Origin of the sequence: Pedobacter sp. KBS0701 (assembly GCF_005938645.2) — a bacterium.
Lineage (GTDB): Bacteria > Bacteroidota > Bacteroidia > Sphingobacteriales > Sphingobacteriaceae > Pedobacter.
This window is the reverse complement of the sequence record NZ_CP042171.1, coordinates 5,257,621-5,277,365: the sequence shown is the minus strand read 5'-3', so window position 1 is coordinate 5,277,365 and position 19,745 is coordinate 5,257,621. Positions and strand designations below refer to the sequence as shown.

The 19,745-nt window shown below is 40.7% G+C and carries 11 protein-coding genes and 1 pseudogene; 8 read left to right on the top strand and 4 right to left on the bottom strand.

Features of this window, described 5'->3' with window-relative positions; genetic code table 11:
• The first annotated feature begins 215 nt into the window (after positions 1–215).
• From FFJ24_RS21265 to FFJ24_RS21245, 5 genes are all read left to right on the top strand, one after another.
• On the top strand, positions 216–6,461 hold the full coding sequence (locus FFJ24_RS21265) for an ATP-binding protein (RefSeq protein ID WP_138819158.1): 6,246 nt from the start codon (positions 216–218) through the stop codon (positions 6,459–6,461).
• Entirely contained in the window at positions 6,427–7,164 is a 738-nt protein-coding gene (locus FFJ24_RS21260) for a hypothetical protein (RefSeq protein WP_138819157.1), read from the top strand. Before FFJ24_RS21265 ends, FFJ24_RS21260 begins: the two co-directional genes overlap by 35 nt.
• A gap of 116 nt (positions 7,165–7,280) precedes the next feature.
• Entirely contained in the window at positions 7,281–7,640 is a 360-nt protein-coding gene (locus FFJ24_RS21255) for a hypothetical protein (RefSeq protein ID WP_138819156.1), read from the top strand.
• Between the two features lie 29 nt (positions 7,641–7,669).
• A complete protein-coding gene (locus FFJ24_RS21250; RefSeq protein WP_138819155.1) occupies positions 7,670–9,172 on the top strand; it encodes a patatin-like phospholipase family protein in 1,503 nt (500 codons plus the stop codon).
• A gap of 67 nt (positions 9,173–9,239) precedes the next feature.
• Positions 9,240–10,004 carry a hypothetical protein gene (locus tag FFJ24_RS21245; protein ID WP_138819154.1) on the top strand — a complete coding sequence of 255 codons (765 nt, stop codon included), beginning with the start codon at positions 9,240–9,242 and terminating at the stop codon, positions 10,002–10,004.
• Positions 10,005–10,250: 246 nt separating this feature from the next.
• Here the strand turns inward: FFJ24_RS21245 and FFJ24_RS21240 are convergent, their stop codons facing one another.
• Positions 10,251–10,679: a hypothetical protein gene (locus FFJ24_RS21240; RefSeq protein WP_138819153.1), complete on the bottom strand. Its 429-nt coding sequence runs from the start codon at positions 10,677–10,679 to the stop codon at positions 10,251–10,253.
• A gap of 129 nt (positions 10,680–10,808) precedes the next feature.
• On the opposite strand from FFJ24_RS21240, the gene FFJ24_RS21235 reads away from it, so the two are divergent.
• Positions 10,809–11,405, top strand: a complete 597-nt coding sequence (locus tag FFJ24_RS21235; RefSeq protein ID WP_138819152.1) for a UPF0758 domain-containing protein — start codon at positions 10,809–10,811, stop codon at positions 11,403–11,405.
• 164 nt (positions 11,406–11,569) lie between these two features.
• On the top strand, positions 11,570–13,039 hold the full coding sequence (locus tag FFJ24_RS21230) for a recombinase family protein (protein ID WP_138819151.1): 1,470 nt from the start codon (positions 11,570–11,572) through the stop codon (positions 13,037–13,039).
• Here FFJ24_RS21230 and FFJ24_RS21225 read toward each other — a convergent pair.
• A pseudogene (locus FFJ24_RS21225) lies at positions 13,029–14,081 on the bottom strand (YifB family Mg chelatase-like AAA ATPase); the annotation flags it as partial. The gene FFJ24_RS21230 and the pseudogene FFJ24_RS21225 overlap by 11 nt on opposite strands.
• Before the next feature lie 359 nt (positions 14,082–14,440).
• A complete protein-coding gene (gene ffh, locus FFJ24_RS21220; RefSeq protein ID WP_138819150.1) occupies positions 14,441–15,778 on the bottom strand; it encodes a signal recognition particle protein in 1,338 nt (445 codons plus the stop codon).
• A gap of 407 nt (positions 15,779–16,185) precedes the next feature.
• On the opposite strand from ffh, the gene FFJ24_RS21215 reads away from it, so the two are divergent.
• Positions 16,186–18,606, top strand: a complete 2,421-nt coding sequence (locus tag FFJ24_RS21215; protein ID WP_138819149.1) for a DUF5916 domain-containing protein — start codon at positions 16,186–16,188, stop codon at positions 18,604–18,606.
• 117 nt (positions 18,607–18,723) lie between these two features.
• On the opposite strand, the gene FFJ24_RS21210 is transcribed toward FFJ24_RS21215, so the two are convergent.
• Positions 18,724–19,713: an AraC family transcriptional regulator gene (locus tag FFJ24_RS21210; RefSeq protein ID WP_138819148.1), complete on the bottom strand. Its 990-nt coding sequence runs from the start codon at positions 19,711–19,713 to the stop codon at positions 18,724–18,726.
• Positions 19,714–19,745 lie beyond the last annotated feature (32 nt).

Genomic DNA, 19,745 nt, shown 5'->3' with positions numbered 1-19,745 from the left:
AATCCTCGATGCGATAGCCGAATCACTGCACGATTTACAATTTGCAAAGTTCTAAGTCTTAAAAGGGTTAGATTTAGGTATCCACAAAACGATTGTTTATCTTTATGCCATACCAAATTTACTTCTATGACGCGGCTCACTCATCTGCATAATAATGCCATTCAAATCCATTATGGATTTTCATATTCTCTAAATTCTCCTAAACATATATTGTTGTGGCAGAAAATTTAGTTGGATATTCAAGAGCTGGAGATGCGTTCCATTATCGATGGGCCGCAAGAAGATGTTTGGCAATGGTATATCCAAATGCGGAGCTTCAATATCTTGTGGTCGAAGGGTCGTCGGATAATGATTTGCTTGGTGAGTATTCCATTGATGTCAGCGAATATTACCTTCGAGGAGATAGACAAATAACGGAGTATTATCAGTTAAAACACTCTACAGTTCAGAACGATATTCCTTTCCAGTTAAGCGATCTGCAGACGACTTTCGAGGGGTTTTCTTCGAGATTTATTGAACATTATCAAAGGGACAAGGAGAGTGTAAAAAGCATTCGGTTTACTATTCTTACGAATAGAAGCTTTGACCCGGTTTTTAAGAAAAATCTTACCGAACCGAGCCTTGGTCTTCCCGTAAAGGGGAAATTTAGGTCGACGCTTGAGAAATATACTAAGCTTTCTGGGGACGAGTTGAAGCAGTTTTGTAGCCTTATCAATGTGGAAGATAGCCACGGTGATTATGCCGTACAAAGAGAAAAGTTGCGAATTGAAATTGCTCAATTGGTTGCTGGTGCGGTCGATACGGCAGAGATATATAGTCTGATAGCATTGGTTAGTGACAAGGTCCTGCCGGACGCGGATGGAAAAATCGTCAAAGAAGAAGTGCTTATGAGGTTTGGTATGAGCTCCGAAAAAGATCTATATCCAGCCGACGCTTTATGGGAATACCCAGGGAAAGTGATAGAGAGAGAACATCATGCTGAGCTGGCGAAAAAGATTCATGATGCAAAGAATTCGGTAATTGTACATGCCGCTGGTGGTGTTGGAAAATCAGTATTTACCAGACAATTCATCGATAATTTGCCTGAAGGTTCAGTGGGCATAGCTTTTGATTGTTTTGGTGCAGGAAGGTACCGAAATAGAAGTGAGACCAGACATGGTCACAAAGTTGCCTTAATGCAGATAGCCAATGAGCTCTCAACGAAAGGCCTATGTGCCCCACTGATAATAAGGGGAAATGATACTGAGCGAGACATTATGGCCAAATTTCTAGCCAGGCTTGAACAAAGTATCAAATCTATAAAAACCGCCTACCCAATGGCTACATTAAGTATCCTTATAGATGCGGCGGATAATGCTGAGATGGCCGCCTTGGAATTTAACCAAGCCTGTTTTGCTCATGAGCTTTTAAGAGAAAAACTTCCAGATGGCTGCAAGCTTGTTATGCTTTGTAGAACTGAAAGGATTCAACTTTTGCAGCCAAAAAGCGACATCGTTCAGCTTCCCTTAGAACCTTTCTCGGAACAGGAAACATTGTCAAATCTGCGACTGTATTTTCCATATGTAAGCTTGGAAGATGCCAGTGAGTTCCATAGGTTAACCTTTGCTAATCCACGAGTACAGTCGAATGCGATTGGAAGTGCTGAAAATGGTATGAAAGCTACTCTGGAGAAGCTTGGGCCTGGAGGAAAAACTGTCGACGACCTCATTTCCCATCAGCTTGACTCAGCAGTGTCTTATGTCAAAGATTTGTTGTCACCCAACTTTCAGCCGCAGATAGAGGCAATTTGCATTGGCCTTGCAAACCTTCCTCCAAACATCCCTTTGGAAATTCTTGCCAAAGTATCTGAGGTTTCCAGAGATGTGCTTAAAAGTTTCATTGCTGATATTGGCAGAGCGCTTTGGTTATCAGATAGCTCAGTGCAATTTCGCGATGAGCCAACTGAGACCTGGTTTAGAACGAAATTTTCGACCGATAAGACAAAGTTGGAACGTTATATCGACCTTCTCGAACCGTTGGCTAGTCATTCATCCTATACCTCGGAGGTTTTGCCTCAACTTTATCTATCAGTGGGCCAGTATGAGAAGCTTATAAATATTGCGTTGTCTGATGATTTATTGCCTGAAGATAATCCAATAGACGCAAGAAATATCAGGGTATATAGGTTGCAGTTTGCCTTTAAAGCCGCGATCAAACTTTTAAACTATGGAGATGCCGTGAAGCTTGCTATGAGAGCAGGAGAAGAAGTTGCCGGCGATCAGAGGCAGCTCGGTCTTTTAAAGCAAAATATCGATCTTCTGGCGACACTTCAGAGCAAGGAAAAAACTCAGGAGATGGCCTTCCGAAGGACAATATCTGGGTTTTGGACAGGTTCGGAAAATGTTTACTCAGCTTCGCTACTATCTTCTATTGAAGACTTTAAAGGAGAAGCCCGCGGATTTCTAAGAGCTTCAAGAAACTGGTTGGAGATATATTTTGATGAGAATCGTGAGAAAAAAACTGATAGATATGAAGATCCCCCGCTGAGAGACCTTGATATCTTAGAGATCACGAGAGCCTTTCTCAATCTCGAAGGAATTGAGGGTTGCTGCGGGTTCTTGTTAAGCCTACGGCCAAAACAGGCTGTAGCTAGAACGGTAGCGGATCTTTCTAGAGTACTTATTGATAGTGGAAAATTTGAAGATATCGAGGCACTGCTTGCCGAGTTTAAGTATGATCCTTTTTACGTCGTTGCAATAACTAAAGAACTGCATAAAATCGGCCATTTTCCTAAGAAAGACGCGATTGAGCGTTGTCTTGACCTACTGTGCAACCGTAGAACAAGGATAAAGCATAAGCCGAGTCTGTACGATGATAAAATGAGAAGTGATCTGCTCTGTTTTTTGGAGGCATGTGTTCATGCGAATCTAGAGGCCAAAAAAATTCTTAGGGTTCTTCGACATTATCTGCCTTTAAAAGCCTCTAGATTGGTATACAGTAATCACCATTACGCTGAGCGAGGAGAGTTCATGCGAATGCTTTCATTAAGATTATTTGCCTTGAGCGAGGAGACGTATGATATAGAGGACTATCTGCCCGAAGAACTGCGTGGTAGTCAGAAGGAATATGAGAAGGATAGAGACAAGCAGGAGTTTACGAAAATTGTGCAAGTCCTGTTTCCCTGGTATAAAATACGCTTGAATGTGATTTGCAGACAAGGGGCATTGCCAGATTCTTTGGAGGTTTTTGCCAAGGAATCGAGTGATGCAATGAAGGGTCGTCATAGTCCTTATGATAGCTTGCCCGACGATTTATCTGACGTCCAAGTTTCGATTTTTAATTTGTTAACGGGGTCAACGACAGAAGAGGTAGTCGCTTATTACCGTTCATATATCGAAGGGAATAAGCGGTTAAATATCCGTCAATGGCTACATTCCTGCAGGTCATCGTTTAGAAACACCAATTTTGATAGCGTCAAAGGAGCATTGGAACAAGAGGCATACCGTTTAATCAATAGCTCAAAAGATGATGACGTTGATGAGATTTCGGGCCGGTATATTTTACTTGCAAGAGCCGTTTCGATTTACTCAATCGATGACGCTAGCGTTTACTTTAATGACGCAATCAATATCGTAAGTAAGTTTGGAGATGAGCTAAGCCAGAGATGGGAAGCAATTGTTGAAATAGCCAAAAAAACTTGTGGCGCATCAGAGAAAATGGATGAGCTCGCATATAGATTTGTCAGAGTGGCCGAACTTGTCGGTGAGCGGCTCCGCGAAAAACATTGGGATAGACCTGAAGCATTGCAAATCTGTGCAAGAATGAATCCCGGAATTGGAATTTCGACACTAAGTAGATGGGCAGATAGGGAAATTGGTCGTTTTGAGTGGCTACATTATCCATTGCTTGTCGAGTTAGTGAGGACAAAAATGGTCGCACCTCTCACGGCTTGGTCATTATCCCCATTTTGCCAATTGGATCAGCTAAAGTATTACCTAAAAAGTTGTTTAGTGTTGGCTGAAATACCTGAGTATGAAAAGCAGGCAATTTTCAACGACGCATTGTATAGAATGCAGAAGGATAATAGCAATAAGGGCTATTGGTCCGAGCTGAAAGTAGTCGCCTCCGCAAATGGCATAGATACAAGCGAGCTTGACAAATTGATTTCCTCGCTAGTTGTGGAAAGTGAAGAAGAAAAAGGTGGAGGCGAGGACTTGACCAGAGAATACGATCCCGCGCTGCCTTGGGATACTATATTTTCAAAAGTTGTTATAAGCTCGGCTGAACAACTGGAGGCTTGCCATGATAGGTTCAGCAAAACTGCGTTGGAACTGAAAGTTCATTGCCCAAGATATACATTTTGGAAAGCAGCGATAAATACTTTAAAAGAGTCAGATCTTCTTAAATTTATTGATGCGTTGCTCGCATCGGAGGTCGTCGACAATTATGATTTTTCCGAAACATTTAGCCGTTTTCCCATTGAATGGGCAAATAAGGTCGGGTTTAAAAGTAAATACCGCTCAATAATAAATCGAGCAGGAGCAAAATATTTTAAAGAGCTGTGCAATTCCTATGCTTATGACGTGTTTTATAAATCACTTCCAAAGAATGAGGATAATCATAAATTTATAAGTGAAGGTATTTTCCATGGACTTGCCAATGGCCAAGAACTTGCGGATGCAGAAATCCTTTTTGGCTTTGTCAAACTCGCTGTACCGTTTATCGAACACAAAGTAGCACCCGATATTCTCAGTTATTCATTATCAAGATTTGAACTCCATTTTGATAAGGATTTTGGAGATGGACAATGGCGAGAAGCTCTTGAGGTTTCCAGCGATGTAAATGATAATCTTGCAGGATATATCTGGGCGGCATTAGGCTCTCCCAAGTCTCATGTGAGGTGGAAGGCAGTTCATAGCATCATAAAATTGGGAGACTTTAACTGTTCAATTGTTATTGATAGGCTTTTCGATTGGTTAAAGTTTGGTAATAGCGGGCCATTCGGGCACCAAGGATACCCATTCTACAGAATGCATGCCTTGCAATACCTACTGATTGCAGTTGCTAAAATAGCGCTTGACAATCCAAACATATTGTTGAAGCATTCGGAAATGATTTTTACTTACGCTTTAAATGGTGATCATGCTATTATCCAGCGCGCTGCCTCGGACGCAATTCTGAATATCGAAAAGGGATTACCTGGAACTTTCGTCTTAGATGAGATTGATAAAATTAGGCAAGTAGGTTGGTCGCCATTCCCTATTAAGAAGGCAAAATATAATTATAGAATAAATAGCATTTGGCACGAGAAAAATGAGGTTAAAACCGGGATCGACTTCCATTTTGGCTGGGATTTCGATAGGTATTGGTTTGAACCGTTAGGTGGCATATTTGGTGTATCTGGAGAACAAATACAGGATCTGTCAGCAAATGTTGTAGTGAATGAATGGGGTGTTAAAACCAGCGGCTATAGTGCCGATCCTCGTGTTGGGCTATGGAACAGAAGTTCTAGGGAGGACAACACGCACCATGATCATGGAAGCTATCCTAAAACTGATAATTTGGATTTTTATCAATCCTACCATTCGATGATGACAGTCGCAGCTAGATTGGTAAAGAATATGCCAACCGTGTCTCGAAATGATTGGAGCGAAGATAAATGGGAAGACTGGATAGCACAGCATTATGTGACATTTCACAATGGTAAGTTACTCGCAGAGGAGAAGGATGACCTTCCACATAACCGGCCAGTCTGGATTGATGAAAAGGTTATCGATGAAAAGTGGGCAAAACAATTAGGCTTCCCTGATATTATAAATAATGTCAAGGTAGAAAAGGACGGCGAGGGATGGCTGAATTTATTTGGTTGGTGGCATGAGCAGAAGGATTCCGGTAAGGAAACTTACTCTGTATCATCTGCGCTTGTTTCTCCGAAGACTTCTAGCGCATTATTGAACGCACTGTCCACGTGTAAGGATTGTCATGATTTTAAGCTTCCTAATTACGGCGAGGAAAGAATGGAAATTGACTACGCCCCATTTAAATTAGAGGGATGGATAGCGATTAGCGACATAGACCTTGGTATTGATCGTTTTGACCCGTATGCAGAAGACTTCCCCTATTCTATGATCGCTCCTGGAGCGAAATTACTTAAAAAGCTTGGGATGTATTTTTGTGAAGGAAAACGGAAATTTTTCTCTAAGGAGGATAAGGTCGCAGCCGTGGTTGAGAGATGGAGGAGTCAGAAAACTGAAAGAGACGAAGATCCAGACCAGGCGGGACAGAGGATCAGCTTTACTGTAGAATTTCTTAAGTCCTTGTGCAAGGCGCTTAAGAGAGAAATTGTAATTAAAGTTTATGCAGAGCGCAGAATTAGCAGAAAATATGGGCACGACGATTATAGGAAAGGCAGACTAGAATTATTTAAGATTTTTATTTTTTCAAAAGATGGAAAACTCAGAAGTACAGAAGGATATCATTAAACTTGGCAAGCTGATCGTAAATGAGCTCAAGATGGAACCGGGTGTCGATACATTGGGAAGGTGGATGGCACATTATATCTCTGAAAAAATTGTTGCAGCTGAATCTGTCTCGGGAGATAAAAAGGAGGCCATCGATAAGGAATGCTTTGATACTATTTTAAAAATATGGGCCCATAGATGGGAATTGCCTTCTAATAGGAGACCGTTCGGCGAATTTGATCAAATATTTGAAACCTTAAAAAAGCTCGACCCAGATAGGCAAACACCCTTTTATACCCCCTGGCTCCCAGATAATTTTCGAGATCGGGGATTGAAGAAAAAAACAAAGGAAAACGTATGGCTCACTACAGCACTGCAGATCGATAAGAGTGCCAGAATTTGTATAGAATTCGCCCTAAAACAGGCAGCAGAAACAACAAAAGGAAAGCAGGCAGAAAACTATTTGGAGTATTCGGCTAAACTAGCACCTGAACATGATAGAGAGATAATCAGCACTCTCCTAGATAGAAGTCAAATACTTTTTTTTGATAATTTTGATGAAGATGAGGAAGCTCCAATACCTAGGGACACCGCGGAAGATAAAAAAGCACAAGAAAAAAAGTTTATCAATGAAAAAATCAAAAGTAGGATTAAACACCTTGAGGAGCTATCAAAAAATGCGCGAAAAGTTTTGAAGGCACTTAGACAGCAACTAGAAGAATAATAAATTCCGGATAAGAATGCATTCACCCTAGGATTTGCTTTATGGAACTGTTCGGGGGGATTTGCCGCACATTATTACTGAAAAACAATTTTTTATAAAAATTAAACGCTTGATCAATGAGTATTTTAACATTAATAACGCTTGATTTCGAAGATTACAAGGTTTTGGAAATCCCTCATGTTATCCATTTAAAAGTTGGTTCTAGGCTGAAGGTAGTTATAAGACGAATCCAGCCATTCATGGATCTCAACAGATATTTTAACACTACCGTTGGGATGTACTTCGAGGGAAATTCTCCCTTCGGAGACAAATTGGTCCATGAGGTAAGTTTAGACAAAAATATCAGGAGTGAAGGAGCTGAAATCGTTCTTTTTGAAGGGACGGCTGAAAGACCAGGCGAATATAAATACGGAATAAATGTCATCGATAGAGGCAGCGTCCGCTTTGATGAGGATCCCTATATAATCGTATATTAATAGTTATTATCATACTTAATATTCTTACAATGCCGTTCTCTATTGAAATCATTACCACTCAAAAGGAGCTTATCCAAGATTTGAAATCTGCATATGAGCCGTTGAACAAAATACAGAGTGAGTTTAAATATAGCATAGCTCCAGACCGCCTTTTAGCGAAAGCAAGGCTTTACGATAAAGATCATTATCATCGAGATGATGTAATAGAGTGGATGGCTCAATATAGATCAAATGCTGGGGGTGTCAGGCCGTATATCATTTTAGTCTTGGACAAAAAGTTATCGGGAAGAAATGACCCGAATAGTAACCTGTTCGGGATTCACGATGCTAAAAATGGCTTTGCATGCTTTACAACTTATTCTTTCGACCCGTCATTGCGCCAGTTTTTGTTCGATATGGTCAGGTTCTGCAGATATTACTTAGTACGTTATACCTTAAGTTTTGTAAACCCAGAAATTAAGTCACATAATGATACAAGGAGTTGCTTGTTTGATTTTAAAAATTATAAGCCAGACATTTTAAAGTCTTTGTCAACAGGAAAAATTTGTGAAGAATGCCACAATCAGCTAATTACAAGATATAATGAAGAGATTCAGGATGCTGTTCCAAAATTGCTCAAAGTAGTTAGCAATTCGTATCCACTCGCCCTGGTAATGAAGGGAGGAGGTGTTAAGGGCCTTGCATTCGCAGGGGCTTTATTAGAATTGGGAAAACATTTCACTTTTGATGCCTTCGCTGGTACATCTGCCGGTGCGATAACAGCTACACTTTTGGGGGCTGGATATAGTCCGGACGAATTGGTAAAAATAATGCGCGACACAGATTTTACTGCATTTAAAGATTCGCATTTCCTTATGATTCCTATTAACGTTTTCTTTAAGGGAGGTATGTATCCTGGAAAAAAATTCCGCAATTGGATAAATGATCTCATCAAAGCCAAGGTGCCTGGACAAGCCCAAGAGATCCAAATGCAGCATTTACATTCGCGGACAATATTGTACGCTAATAGCAGAGGACATGGAATTCTGCGATTTGATTCTGAAGGGCAAAGAAAAGAAACTATTGCGTCTTTTGCGACGAGATGTTCGATGTCCATACCGGGCTTTTTTATTCCAGTAAAAACGGATGAATATAATGTCTATGACGGCGGGTTGGGCAATAACTTTCCCCTAAAGCTTTTTAAAGAAGACAACCCCGAAAAACTATTTATTGCTTTGTATTTGGAAAGTAATATTAATCCAGATTCATCAGTGGTAAAGGATCTAGAAGATATTATCACCGATAGCAACGAACGTGAAGTTGTTGATGCTAACAAGGGAAGCGTGGTTCGAATTAACCCTAGTCCTATTAAAACGACACAATTTAAACTAAGCGAAGAGGAAAAGGATTTTCTTGTACAATGCGGACGAGTTGGTGCGTTAAAATATTTACGTGAATTTCATAAAGATATTACCATAGATGTAGCCATGTTAAGTCAGTTGGAAGAGGATTTGGACAGAAAGAGGCAGAATTATCTTTATAAAAGAAAATGAACCCACCTATCGAAATCATCTACAAGATTAAGTGGCGGCAAGATCGCATTATTTTAACATTTCTAAAATGCTAAGGACTATTATTGCCGATTCTTATCGGGAAAACGAAAAAAATGAGATCGTTGGAGCGCTAGGCACAGTGTGTAATGCAAATGATAACTATGGCTGGGCATCATCTGGAATATACTGTTACTGGGACTACGAAAGTAGGGAGATCCTATATGTTGGCTTAGCTATTGATTTAACCGAAAGATTCAAACAACATAACGGGATGTTTCCTGGAATTGACCTGAATACTTGCAAGAGGAGAGAAATTGATGAATACTTCAGGCAGAAAGAAAGGATTGGTTTCTCAGTTGTTTTGCAATCTTGCCTATCTCAACCCGCTACCAGAAATGTCGAAAAGAGATTTGAAGGGCTTTTTACGCGTATCCCAAATGCAAGAGATATTGGTGCAGATGGGAAGGCTGGAATACAAAGGTTGGAGGGGGTATTGCTTGAAGCGTTCAAGAAAGCTAATCGAACATTTCCAAAATGGAACAAGATTGGTGGCTCGATAAAGGGCCAATTATCGGTAAAAAACTCAAATATTGAGGCATTCTCTTTGCTCAACGCAACAACTATGCACTATCTTCTTTCTCGTTCGACCTTGAGAGAAATTGCTGCAAAAGCTACTTTGGAAAGATATGAGAACTTTCTTCATGCGGCACGAATAATAGCGCCGATAGTCGGTTTTGAAATGGCATGTCAGGTGATAGCGTCGACGGACATGATTGGCACTTTTAACCATATGGTTGCTGAGGGATATCATGAAAAGGTACTGCAATTGTAGTTCAAAAAATTTCTACTATCTCGTTCGACCTTGAGAGAAATTGCTGCAAAAGCTACTTTGGAAAGATATGAGAACTTTCTTCATGCGGCACGAATAATAGCGCCGATAGTCGGTTTTGAAATGGCATGTCAGGTGATAGCGTCGACGGACATGATTGGCACTTTTAACCATATGGTTGCTGAGGGATATCATGAAAAGGTACTGCAATTGTAGTTCAAAAAATTTCTACTATTGAAATAGGATTTTCTATTTGACTATGCTACTTGCCATTCCCGTGAGAAAAAGTGGCGGAATATGGTAAATCCTGACTTTATTGTCTGAGAGCTGGTGCCAGCCATATTCATAGCACATGAAGATCTCGATACCTTCATCGACCCTATAAATTCCTGTCATAAACTTGAATTCAAATCCCTCGTCGCTAAGCTGCCAGTTTTTCAAGGGTGTGAGCGTTTCATTGTAAAGTCCCTTTAAAATCTGATAATTGCGGAGAATTATTCTGTTGATTTGCCCGAAGTGCTCAGGTTCCTTCCATTTCGATATTTTGTTCTTCTCCCGGCCCGCGGCATTTCTGCATTGGTCGCTACAGTAGATCTTGTCTTTACGGCCTTCAAAAGTACGTTTGCATCCAGAATAAGCGCAGCTGCGCTCTTTTTCTTCCTCGAGAACAGGTTCCATAAAAACTAATCTTCTTGTATTACAGGTATTTAGCCGATTTAAAAGCGCTTCAATCGGATTGGCTAATATACAACCGACTAATTAATTTTCAATAAGGAAATTTGGTATGGATTTAAATATGAACGACTTATGAAAGACAATACCATCGCATCGGAAGCTTTTTCATCGGGAAGAAAGAGCTTTTTTCTAGATTTCAAACTGGCCAGAAATAAAAGTAACTATATGCGGATCACAAATCTGGTCAGGTTTGAGGATGGCAGCACACGAAAGGCAAGATTGTATATCTGGCAGGAAGATTTTGAATTATGGATTTCGGCCTTTGCATCTCTTTTCCAATCTGCAGCGTATGCAGCTGAAAAAGATGTAACGGTACTTGACCTGTTTAATCAGGGAAAACAAAAAGGTGAGTCCGGGATCAAATCTTGGAATCCTGAGAAACGGCCAAGGGAAAAGTTTCTGGAAAACGGTCCCGGAGAGATGACGCTTGCCGAATTGATCGCGATGCTAATCGGATCTGGAACGGCAGATGCCAATGCAGTTGAACTTGGAGAAAAGATCCTAAAATCTGTTGACAACGATCTCTCGAAACTCTCGGAGCTGAGCCATATCGAACTTGCAAAATTTAAGGGAATGGGATTGGCAAAATCCAGCGCGATTCTTTCGGCCCTCGAACTTGGAAAAAGAGCGTTCAGCATCAAAAGTATACTAGGCCGGAAATCGGCATAGTTTGATACGAGCTCGATTAACATACCTACTTACTCGGACATAAAAACGGTTGAAAAAAATTCACACAAAGAAACAATAAAAAGGCTCTAAATTGACAATAAGGAATGATTTTGGACACGAATGGATTAAATTAGACCATAGAAATTTCCTTGAGCATTAGAATTATGGAACAGAAAAGAATCGGAATCTGGATCAGGGTGTCAACTGATTTTCAGGTTAGGGACGAGAGCCCGGAGCATCATGAGCAGAGGGCCAGGTACTATGCAAAATCCAGAGACTGGAATATCGTGGAGGTATATAGACTGGACGCTATATCCGGCAAAACTGTTATGGACCATCCAGAGACGCAGCGCATGTTAGCAGATATTAGAAGCGGGCACATCACGGGACTTGTATTTTCCAAGCTTGCGAGGCTGGCTAGAAATACAAAGGAACTATTGGAGTTTGCGGAGATATTCAGAAACGAGAAGGCGGATTTAGTTTCACTTGCCGAACAGATCGACACCAGCACCCCAGCAGGCAGACTATTTTTCACAATCATATCTGCGATGGCCCAATGGGAACGTGAGGAAATCTCAAGCAGGGTAGCGGCTTCTGTTCCAATCCGTGCTGAAATGGGAAAGCCCTTGGGTGGCCAGGCCAGTTTTGGGTATAGGTGGGAGAATAAACAGCTGGTGATTGATGAACGGGAGGCACCTGTACGTAGGCTGGTGTATGAGATTTTCAAGGAATGCCAGCGAAAAAAAACCACGGCCGATAAGCTTAATATGCTTGGGTACCGAACGAGGAACGGAAGCCGTTTTAGCGATACGACTGTGGACCGTCTGTTACGGGATACAACTGCCAAGGGCATTCGCCTGGCCAACTATACAAAGAGTATGGGTGAGGGAAAAACTTGGAAGGTAAAACCTAAGGAAGAATGGGTGCAACTTCCGTGTCCCGCCGTTATTTCCGAAGAGCTTTGGTTGGAGTGCAATGCTGTTCTGGATGAGCAAAAACGGAGACGGGTTAAAATCGGTAGGCTTTCAGAAAACCTTCTAGCCGGTATCGTAAAATGCCAATGTGGAATCCCGATGTATGTTTATGCCAACTCAAAGAAATTTACCTGCAAAGCCTGTAAGAATGGGATCTTGGAGACGGACATAAATGAAATCTACCAGGACAACATCAAACAATATATAAATAGCTTGAGTCCGCAAATGCTTGTTGATGAACTCGAAACGGAGATCCGAAAGGAAGAAGAACTACTGGCTGGCTCGGCTAAAAGACTTTCAAAAATTCAAAAGAAAATGGACGAACTAGTCGAGCTCAGATTAAGCAACGAATTAGATAGGGAACATTTTGCAAAGCTTTACAAGCCCTTGGAACAGCAATTTTCTGAACTCAACAGTTCTATTCCAGAGCTGGAGGCCAAAATCGACTATAGGAAAATTCAGTTGAAATCAACGGATTATGTTTTGAATGAGGCAAAATCATTAGTCGATAAATGGGACAATATGGATTTTCAACAAAAGCGTGCGATTGTTGAAACCGTCACAGATTACGTCACAATTCGTGAGAAAACAATAGATATTGCACTTGCCTACCTTCCCGGATCTATGCATACAAGTCAACGCAACCTCAGGGATTCATAGAGGCCACCAGCATAAAGCTGGCTGGATATTCTACCGAAAACCTTGCTCTTGCAATAGCCACTTTACGGTCTTCTAAAGGTTGGCGCATGACCTCTAAAACAGTTCGTTTAAATTCAGGTAGTTCATCTAAAAATAAAACACCGTTATGTGCCAGTGATATTTCTCCGGGTTGTGGATTGATTCCGCCGCCTACCAAGGCTACATCGCTAATGGTATGGTGCGGTGAGCGGTACGGACGGCTTGTCATTAAAGCATCGCTCGCAGAGAGTTTTCCGGCAACAGAATGGATTTTCGTGGTTTCCAAAGCTTCGTTTAAATTTAATGGCGGTAATATAGTAGGCAGGCGCTTGGCCAGCATGGTTTTGCCTGCACCTGGCGGCCCTATTAAAATAACATTGTGACCGCCTGCAGCCGCAATTTCCAGCGCTCTTTTAATATTTTCCTGGCCTTTAACATCGGCAAAATCGTGCTCGTAATTATTGATGTTTTTTAAGAATTCTTCTTTGGTATTCACTTTAACTTGTTCCAGCGCTTCGCTTTTATTAAAGAAAGCAATTACCTGGGCCAGGTTTTCTACACCATACGCCACTAAATCGTTTACAATGGCTGCTTCGCGAACATTTTGTTTCGGTAAGATAAATCCTTTAAAACCTTCCTGTTGAGCTTGTATGGCAATCGGTAAAGCCCCTTTTATGGGCTGTATACTTCCATCTAAAGAAAGTTCGCCCATAATAAAATAATCTTCTAATTCGTCGGCCGGGATTTGACCTGATGCCGCTAAAATGCCGATGGCAATTGGCAGATCGTACGAGGAGCCTTCTTTTTTCATGTCGGCAGGTGCCAGGTTTACCACTATTTTTTGTTTAGGCATGCGAAAACCTGAAACATTAATGGCGCTGGCCACCCTTTGTAAACTTTCTTTTACCGCATTATCGGGCAGGCCTACCATATAGTACTTGGTGCCTGCGCTAATATTCACTTCGATTGTTATGGTTAGTGCATTTACGCCATAAACAGCACTCCCGTATGTTTTTACAAGCATTTAATTTTAATTAAAATAAACTCGGATGTAAATTATTCGGGATGAATATTGATCACTAATATAGAAATTGTTTAGATAAAGATCAAGGTTTAGTTATTATAAGTTCAGGCCCATTGGTTTCAGCAACCGATGTTAATAAACCTGATTGGACGAATGCCGATTCCTTCTATCGGCAGCAGGGAAAGCAGGGCTGAAACCCACTATGGAATACTGAACCCCCATTTCCAAAACCTATAAACAAAAAATCCTGATCATTGCTGATCAGGATTTATATTATTTTAAAAGATGCTGAAACAAGTTCAGCATGACGTGACTACTAATTTTACGCCATAAACCTTCTCTACCCTTAACCTTGCAAACTATCTGCCAAATGGCATTTTAGGCATACCTTTCATCATGGCGGCTGCGGCTGCAGGGTTAGAAAACTGCTTCATCATTTTACGCATATCTTCAAACTGTTTAATGAGCTTGGTTACTTCTTCTACCTTACTTCCTGAACCTTTTGCAATACGTAAACGGCGACTTTGCTGAATGCTATCCGGGTTTTCTTTCTCAAATGGTGTCATCGAATTGATGATGGCTTCGATTGATTTAAAGGCATCATCCTGGATATCTACATTCTTCATCATTTTACCCACACCTGGTATCATGCCCATCAGATCTTTCATGTTACCCATTTTCTTGATCTGCTGAATCTGGTTGTAGAAATCGTTGAAATCGAATTTGTTCTTGCGTATTTTCTTCTGCAATTCTGCAGCTTCTTTCTCATCGAACTGCATTTGTGCACGCTCAACAAGTGAAACCACATCACCCATACCCAAAATACGCGATGCCATACGATCTGGATAGAAAACATCCAGCGCTTCCATTTTCTCGCCGGTACCGATAAATTTAATAGGCTTGTTTACTACCGATTTAATGGAAAGGGCCGCACCACCACGGGTATCGCCATCCAGTTTGGTTAAAACAACACCTGTAAAATCTAAACGGTCGTTAAATACTTTGGCTGTATTTACCGCATCCTGACCAGTCATCGAATCCACTACGAATAAAATCTCGTGTGGTTGCGTTTTAGCCTTAACTTCAGATATTTCGTTCATTAAAGATTCGTCGATCGCTAAACGACCTGCGGTATCAATAATGATTACGTTATTTCCATTTTGTTTACCGTATGCAATACCTTCTAAAGCTATGCCAACAGGATCGTTTGATGCACGGTTTGCGTAAACTGATACACCAACAGAAGTTCCTAAAACTTCCAATTGATCTACAGCCGCCGGGCGGTACATGTCGCCTGCTACCAATAAAGGTTTTTTGCCCTTGCCTTTTAAGTGTAAAGCCAGTTTACCTGCAAAAGTAGTTTTACCTGCACCGTTTAACCCTGCAATTAAGATAATGGTAGGGTTTGCTTTAGTGTCTAACTCTGTAACTTCACCACCCATTAAGGCTGCAAGTTCATCATTCATTATTTTGGTAAGCAGCTGGCCCGGAGAAACGGCGGTAAGTACGTTTTGCCCCAAAGCTTTTTGCCTCACATCATCAGTAAATGTTTTAGCTGTTTTATAGTTAACATCGGCATCTAATAATGCTTTGCGGATTTCCTTCATGGTTTCTGCCACGTTAATTTCCGTAATGCTGCCTTGTCCTTTTAATACTTTAAACGCTCTGTCTAGCTTGTCCTGTAAATTATCAAACATCTTTTTTTAAGCTAAAAGCTTCATGCCAAAGGGCAAAAAGCTACTTGTTTTTAATAAAAGGCAAATGTATCAAATTTTGCTTGTAAATTGCTGCACCTCAAAGGCAAAAATCTTTTTTTGAAAATGAGCAGTTCGATTTTCATAGGTACTGTACTCCCGCCATTCACTTCAATCTTTTTGTGCCTCAGCATGACAGCTAAGTTTGGGAGCAGTGCAGCAAAAAGTATTTCCGTTTCTGTCGGGTTTAAGTACAATGGTTTCCGCCCGGAAGGAAAGGAAATAACGGACAAAAATATTGCGCTGAAACAATAAAGTTTAAATCGTTGAATGACTTAAATTTTATGTTTTTTTCATTTGGTGCAACATTTTGGTTAAGGCATGGTCTTATACCGAACTAACCTAAACGAATGAAACGCTGCATCATCCTTCTTTTTATATTTTCTTTTGCCTTTTCTCAGGCTCAGGATATTTCGAAACAGCGGCAACTGGAAGCGAAGAGAACGGTACCAAGCCCAAAAATAGATGGCGTTTTAGATGACGAATGTTGGAACAATGTTCCCGTTGCCACTGATTTTATTCAGATCAGGCCAAATCCTGGAAAGATAGAAACTTATGATCGGCGTACTGAAATGAAGGTGATTTATGATGATGTAGCCATTTATGTTTACGCCCGGATGTACGATCACCCTGATAGCGTTTCGCACGAACTGGTTTCGAGGGATAATATCGGCAACGCCGATTTCATTTCGATAATTCTTGATCCATTTTACGATAAAATGAATGGAAACGGCTTTTTTGTTACGGCTGCGGGTGTTCAATTTGATGCCAAATACTCGCAGGTGGGTGATGAAGATGCAAACTGGAACGCGGTATGGGAAAGTGCCGTTAAATTGGACGATAACGGTTGGACCTGTGAAATGAAAATTCCTTATTCAGCTCTTCGTTTTTCCGGTAAGGATATTCAGCACTGGGGATTGAACTTTAGCCGCAGGATACAGCGGAGCAATACGCAAACTTTTTGGAATTTCGTCGACCCTAAAGTAAATGGCTTTATCAATCAGGAAGGCCTTTGGACAGGGATAAAAGATATTAAACCGCCATTAAGGTTATCTTTTTCACCCTATATTTCGGCTTATGTAAACCATTATCCGGTTAATTTGCCAGGGGTAAAAAACACCACCGCGCGGTTTAATGGCGGGATGGATGTTAAATATGGAATTAACAACAGTTTTACTTTCGATATGACACTTGTGCCCGATTTTGGTCAGGTGCAATCAGATAACCGGATCCTGAACCTTACCCCTTTTGAAGTAAAATTTAACGAAAACCGCCAGTTTTTTACCGAAGGAACCGAACTGTTTAACAAAGGCGATCTTTTTTATTCTAAACGGATCGGCTCAATTCCGTCTTACTACGATTACAGTGGCGTGGGGAATGATAAAATTGTAAAAGATCAGAAAGAAGCCAAAGTGCTGAACGCCACAAAAATATCTGGACGGACGGCGAAAGGCCTGGGTATCGGGATTTTTAATGCGGTTACCAACGGCATGGAAACAGAAGTGGAAGACGCGCAGGGTAACATCCGCATGGTCGAAACCCAGCCCCTTACGAATTACAATATTCTGGTATTCGATCAATCACTAAAAAATAATAGCTCGGCAACATTTATCAATACCAATGTGTTAAGGCGGGGCTCGGCTTATGATGCCAATGTAACTGCATTGCTGTTTAACCTGAACAATAAGGGGAACAAATACTTTGTTAATGGCGCAGGTAAAATGAGCTATTTAAGGGGTAAAGAAACCAGTACCGGATATAGTTATGGGCTTAAGTTTGGTAAACAGAGCGGTAATTTTACCTGGAGCTATTCGCAGCAATATGCCGATGATAAATTCGATCCTTCTGATTTGGGCTTTTTTACCAATAACAATTTTTTAGATCAGATGCTGGATTTTCACTATAATGTCTATAAGCCAAGCAGTTGGTACAATCAGTTATTAAGCTACTTTAATATTTTATACTCTAGGAGGGCTACACCAGGCAGCTTCCAAACTTTTTCTGTAGAAGGCGGACCTTATGTTCAATTTAAAAATCTTTGGTCGGCAGAAGTAAACGGTATCTATACCGCTGCAAAAAACGATTTCTACGAATCGAGAAACGGTCAGGTATATAAAACCCCCGAAAGCTATAGTTTCGTTTTATATATTAATCCAAATCGCGCAAAGGCTTATAACTTTGGAGGAAACATCCGCTACAGGGAACAGGAACTTTTTAAGGGCAAAGAGTACAATTTTTACTTTTTCCAGAACCTGCGGATAAATGATAAAATTGCTTTTGGTTTAGATCTTAACTTTAACCCAAATTATAATTATGTAAATTGGGTAACGGCACAGGGTGATAAAGCTATTTTCTCCAAATACGACCGCAGAACGGTAGAAAATTCTTTCGATGCCAAATATACTTTTACCAATTTAATGGGTTTTACAGTGGTGTTGAGACACTATTGGAGCGACAGAAGAAATAAAGAATTTTACCTGCTTAAACCTGATGGCAATTTGAGCAACTATACCGGAACGCCATTAAACGGGCTAGACAGAAATTACAATGTATTTAATATTGACTTAATTTATACCTGGCAGTTTGCTCCAGGCAGCACTTTATCCGTTTCTTATAAAGATGCGGCAGAAACTTACGATACTTATTACACAGAACGCTACAATAAAAACCTGAGCGGAATTTTAAATGCCCCGCAAAATAACAGCCTTTCAGTTAGGGTTTTGTATTATGTAGATTATCTGGACCTTAAGAAAAAAAGGAAAAAGGTTTAGAAAGATTTGGTCTGGGCATTTCCTGGCCTTGGGTTTAAACCTAAGGCCGGGAAAAAATATACATCCAGGACTAAAGAATAAAGACTGGGGACTTTGGACTCCAAACGCCCAACCAACCTACCGCGCTTTCCCCGGGCTTATGCCGAATTTCTTGCTAAATGCGCTGCTGAAATGCTGTACTGAAGAATAACCCAGTTCATCCGAAATATTTTTGATGTCTTTGCTGCTATCGGCCAGGAGCTCTTTAGCCCGCATTAATTTATAATCGCTCAGATAACCAAAAACAGTATTTTTGAACACTTCTTTAAAGCCATGCTTCAGCTTAAATTCGTTTATTCCTGCGGTTTTGGCCAGTTCGGTTAAAGATGGCGGATGATTGGCATTGGCCAGCAGGTATTCCCGGACATAATAGATCCTTTCTTTATCATAAGCCGATTTAATAGCAGGATTTACGGTTTTTTTAGCTGCTTGTTCAAAAGCTTGGGCCTGTAGTGCAAGCAGTTCCAAACATTTAGACTGAAGAAACAATAATTTTAACCCACCTGTAAAATGGCAGTTCATAATATCTTTAATGCAGCTGTGCATGGCCAGGGTAATGGGCAGGTTTTCTGATGAAATTTCTACCGAACGGCTGTTCATGATGTTTTCGGCAAAATTCTTTAACAGGATGCTGCTTTCGCTGGTTAAATCAATAAAACGTGACCTTTCAAAATTTATCTCAAAAAATTTATGCGGACCTCCCGTATCAAACTCTGCCATCCCGTCAAAATCAGGACTATAAATAATGTTATGCTGGTTTGCTTTAATATCCAGGCGTTTATTGGTGAGGTAATTTTCCATAATGCCTCCGCCAGTAAGTGCAAAGTGGAGCTCTACCATATCAGGTTCATCAAAAGATTTAATGCGCAGGCGGCTTTGTTTCACCACCATATCGCCGTAAACAATGTAAATGCCCGAAAAAGCAATCTGTACGATCTCTGCATCGCCAAAAGGGAAACTGTATTTATCCCGCCTTTCGGTTACCAGTGGTTGATTAAATTGAGCAATGTCGAAATTACTTCCTACAACATAATATTTATCATCGCTATCGTAAATGTTTAAGGCCATAAAATCCTTTTGATATAAACTTTAATCCTTTT

What these genes read in the sequence shown, in the direction of transcription:
- FFJ24_RS21250 (WP_138819155.1), top strand. Translation starts at nt 7,670, where the DNA reads ATGCCGTTCTCTATTGAAATCATTACCACTCAAAAGGAGCTTATCCAA.
- ffh (WP_138819150.1), bottom strand. Translation starts at nt 15,778, where the DNA reads ATGTTTGATAATTTACAGGACAAGCTAGACAGAGCGTTTAAAGTATTA.
- FFJ24_RS21260 (WP_138819157.1), top strand. Translation starts at nt 6,427, where the DNA reads ATGGAAAACTCAGAAGTACAGAAGGATATCATTAAACTTGGCAAGCTG.
- FFJ24_RS21255 (WP_138819156.1), top strand. Translation starts at nt 7,281, where the DNA reads ATGAGTATTTTAACATTAATAACGCTTGATTTCGAAGATTACAAGGTT.
- FFJ24_RS21245 (WP_138819154.1), top strand. Translation starts at nt 9,240, where the DNA reads ATGCTAAGGACTATTATTGCCGATTCTTATCGGGAAAACGAAAAAAAT.
- FFJ24_RS21235 (WP_138819152.1), top strand. Translation starts at nt 10,809, where the DNA reads ATGAAAGACAATACCATCGCATCGGAAGCTTTTTCATCGGGAAGAAAG.
- FFJ24_RS21210 (WP_138819148.1), bottom strand. Translation starts at nt 19,713, where the DNA reads ATGGCCTTAAACATTTACGATAGCGATGATAAATATTATGTTGTAGGA.
- FFJ24_RS21215 (WP_138819149.1), top strand. Translation starts at nt 16,186, where the DNA reads ATGAAACGCTGCATCATCCTTCTTTTTATATTTTCTTTTGCCTTTTCT.
- FFJ24_RS21240 (WP_138819153.1), bottom strand. Translation starts at nt 10,679, where the DNA reads ATGGAACCTGTTCTCGAGGAAGAAAAAGAGCGCAGCTGCGCTTATTCT.
- FFJ24_RS21230 (WP_138819151.1), top strand. Translation starts at nt 11,570, where the DNA reads ATGGAACAGAAAAGAATCGGAATCTGGATCAGGGTGTCAACTGATTTT.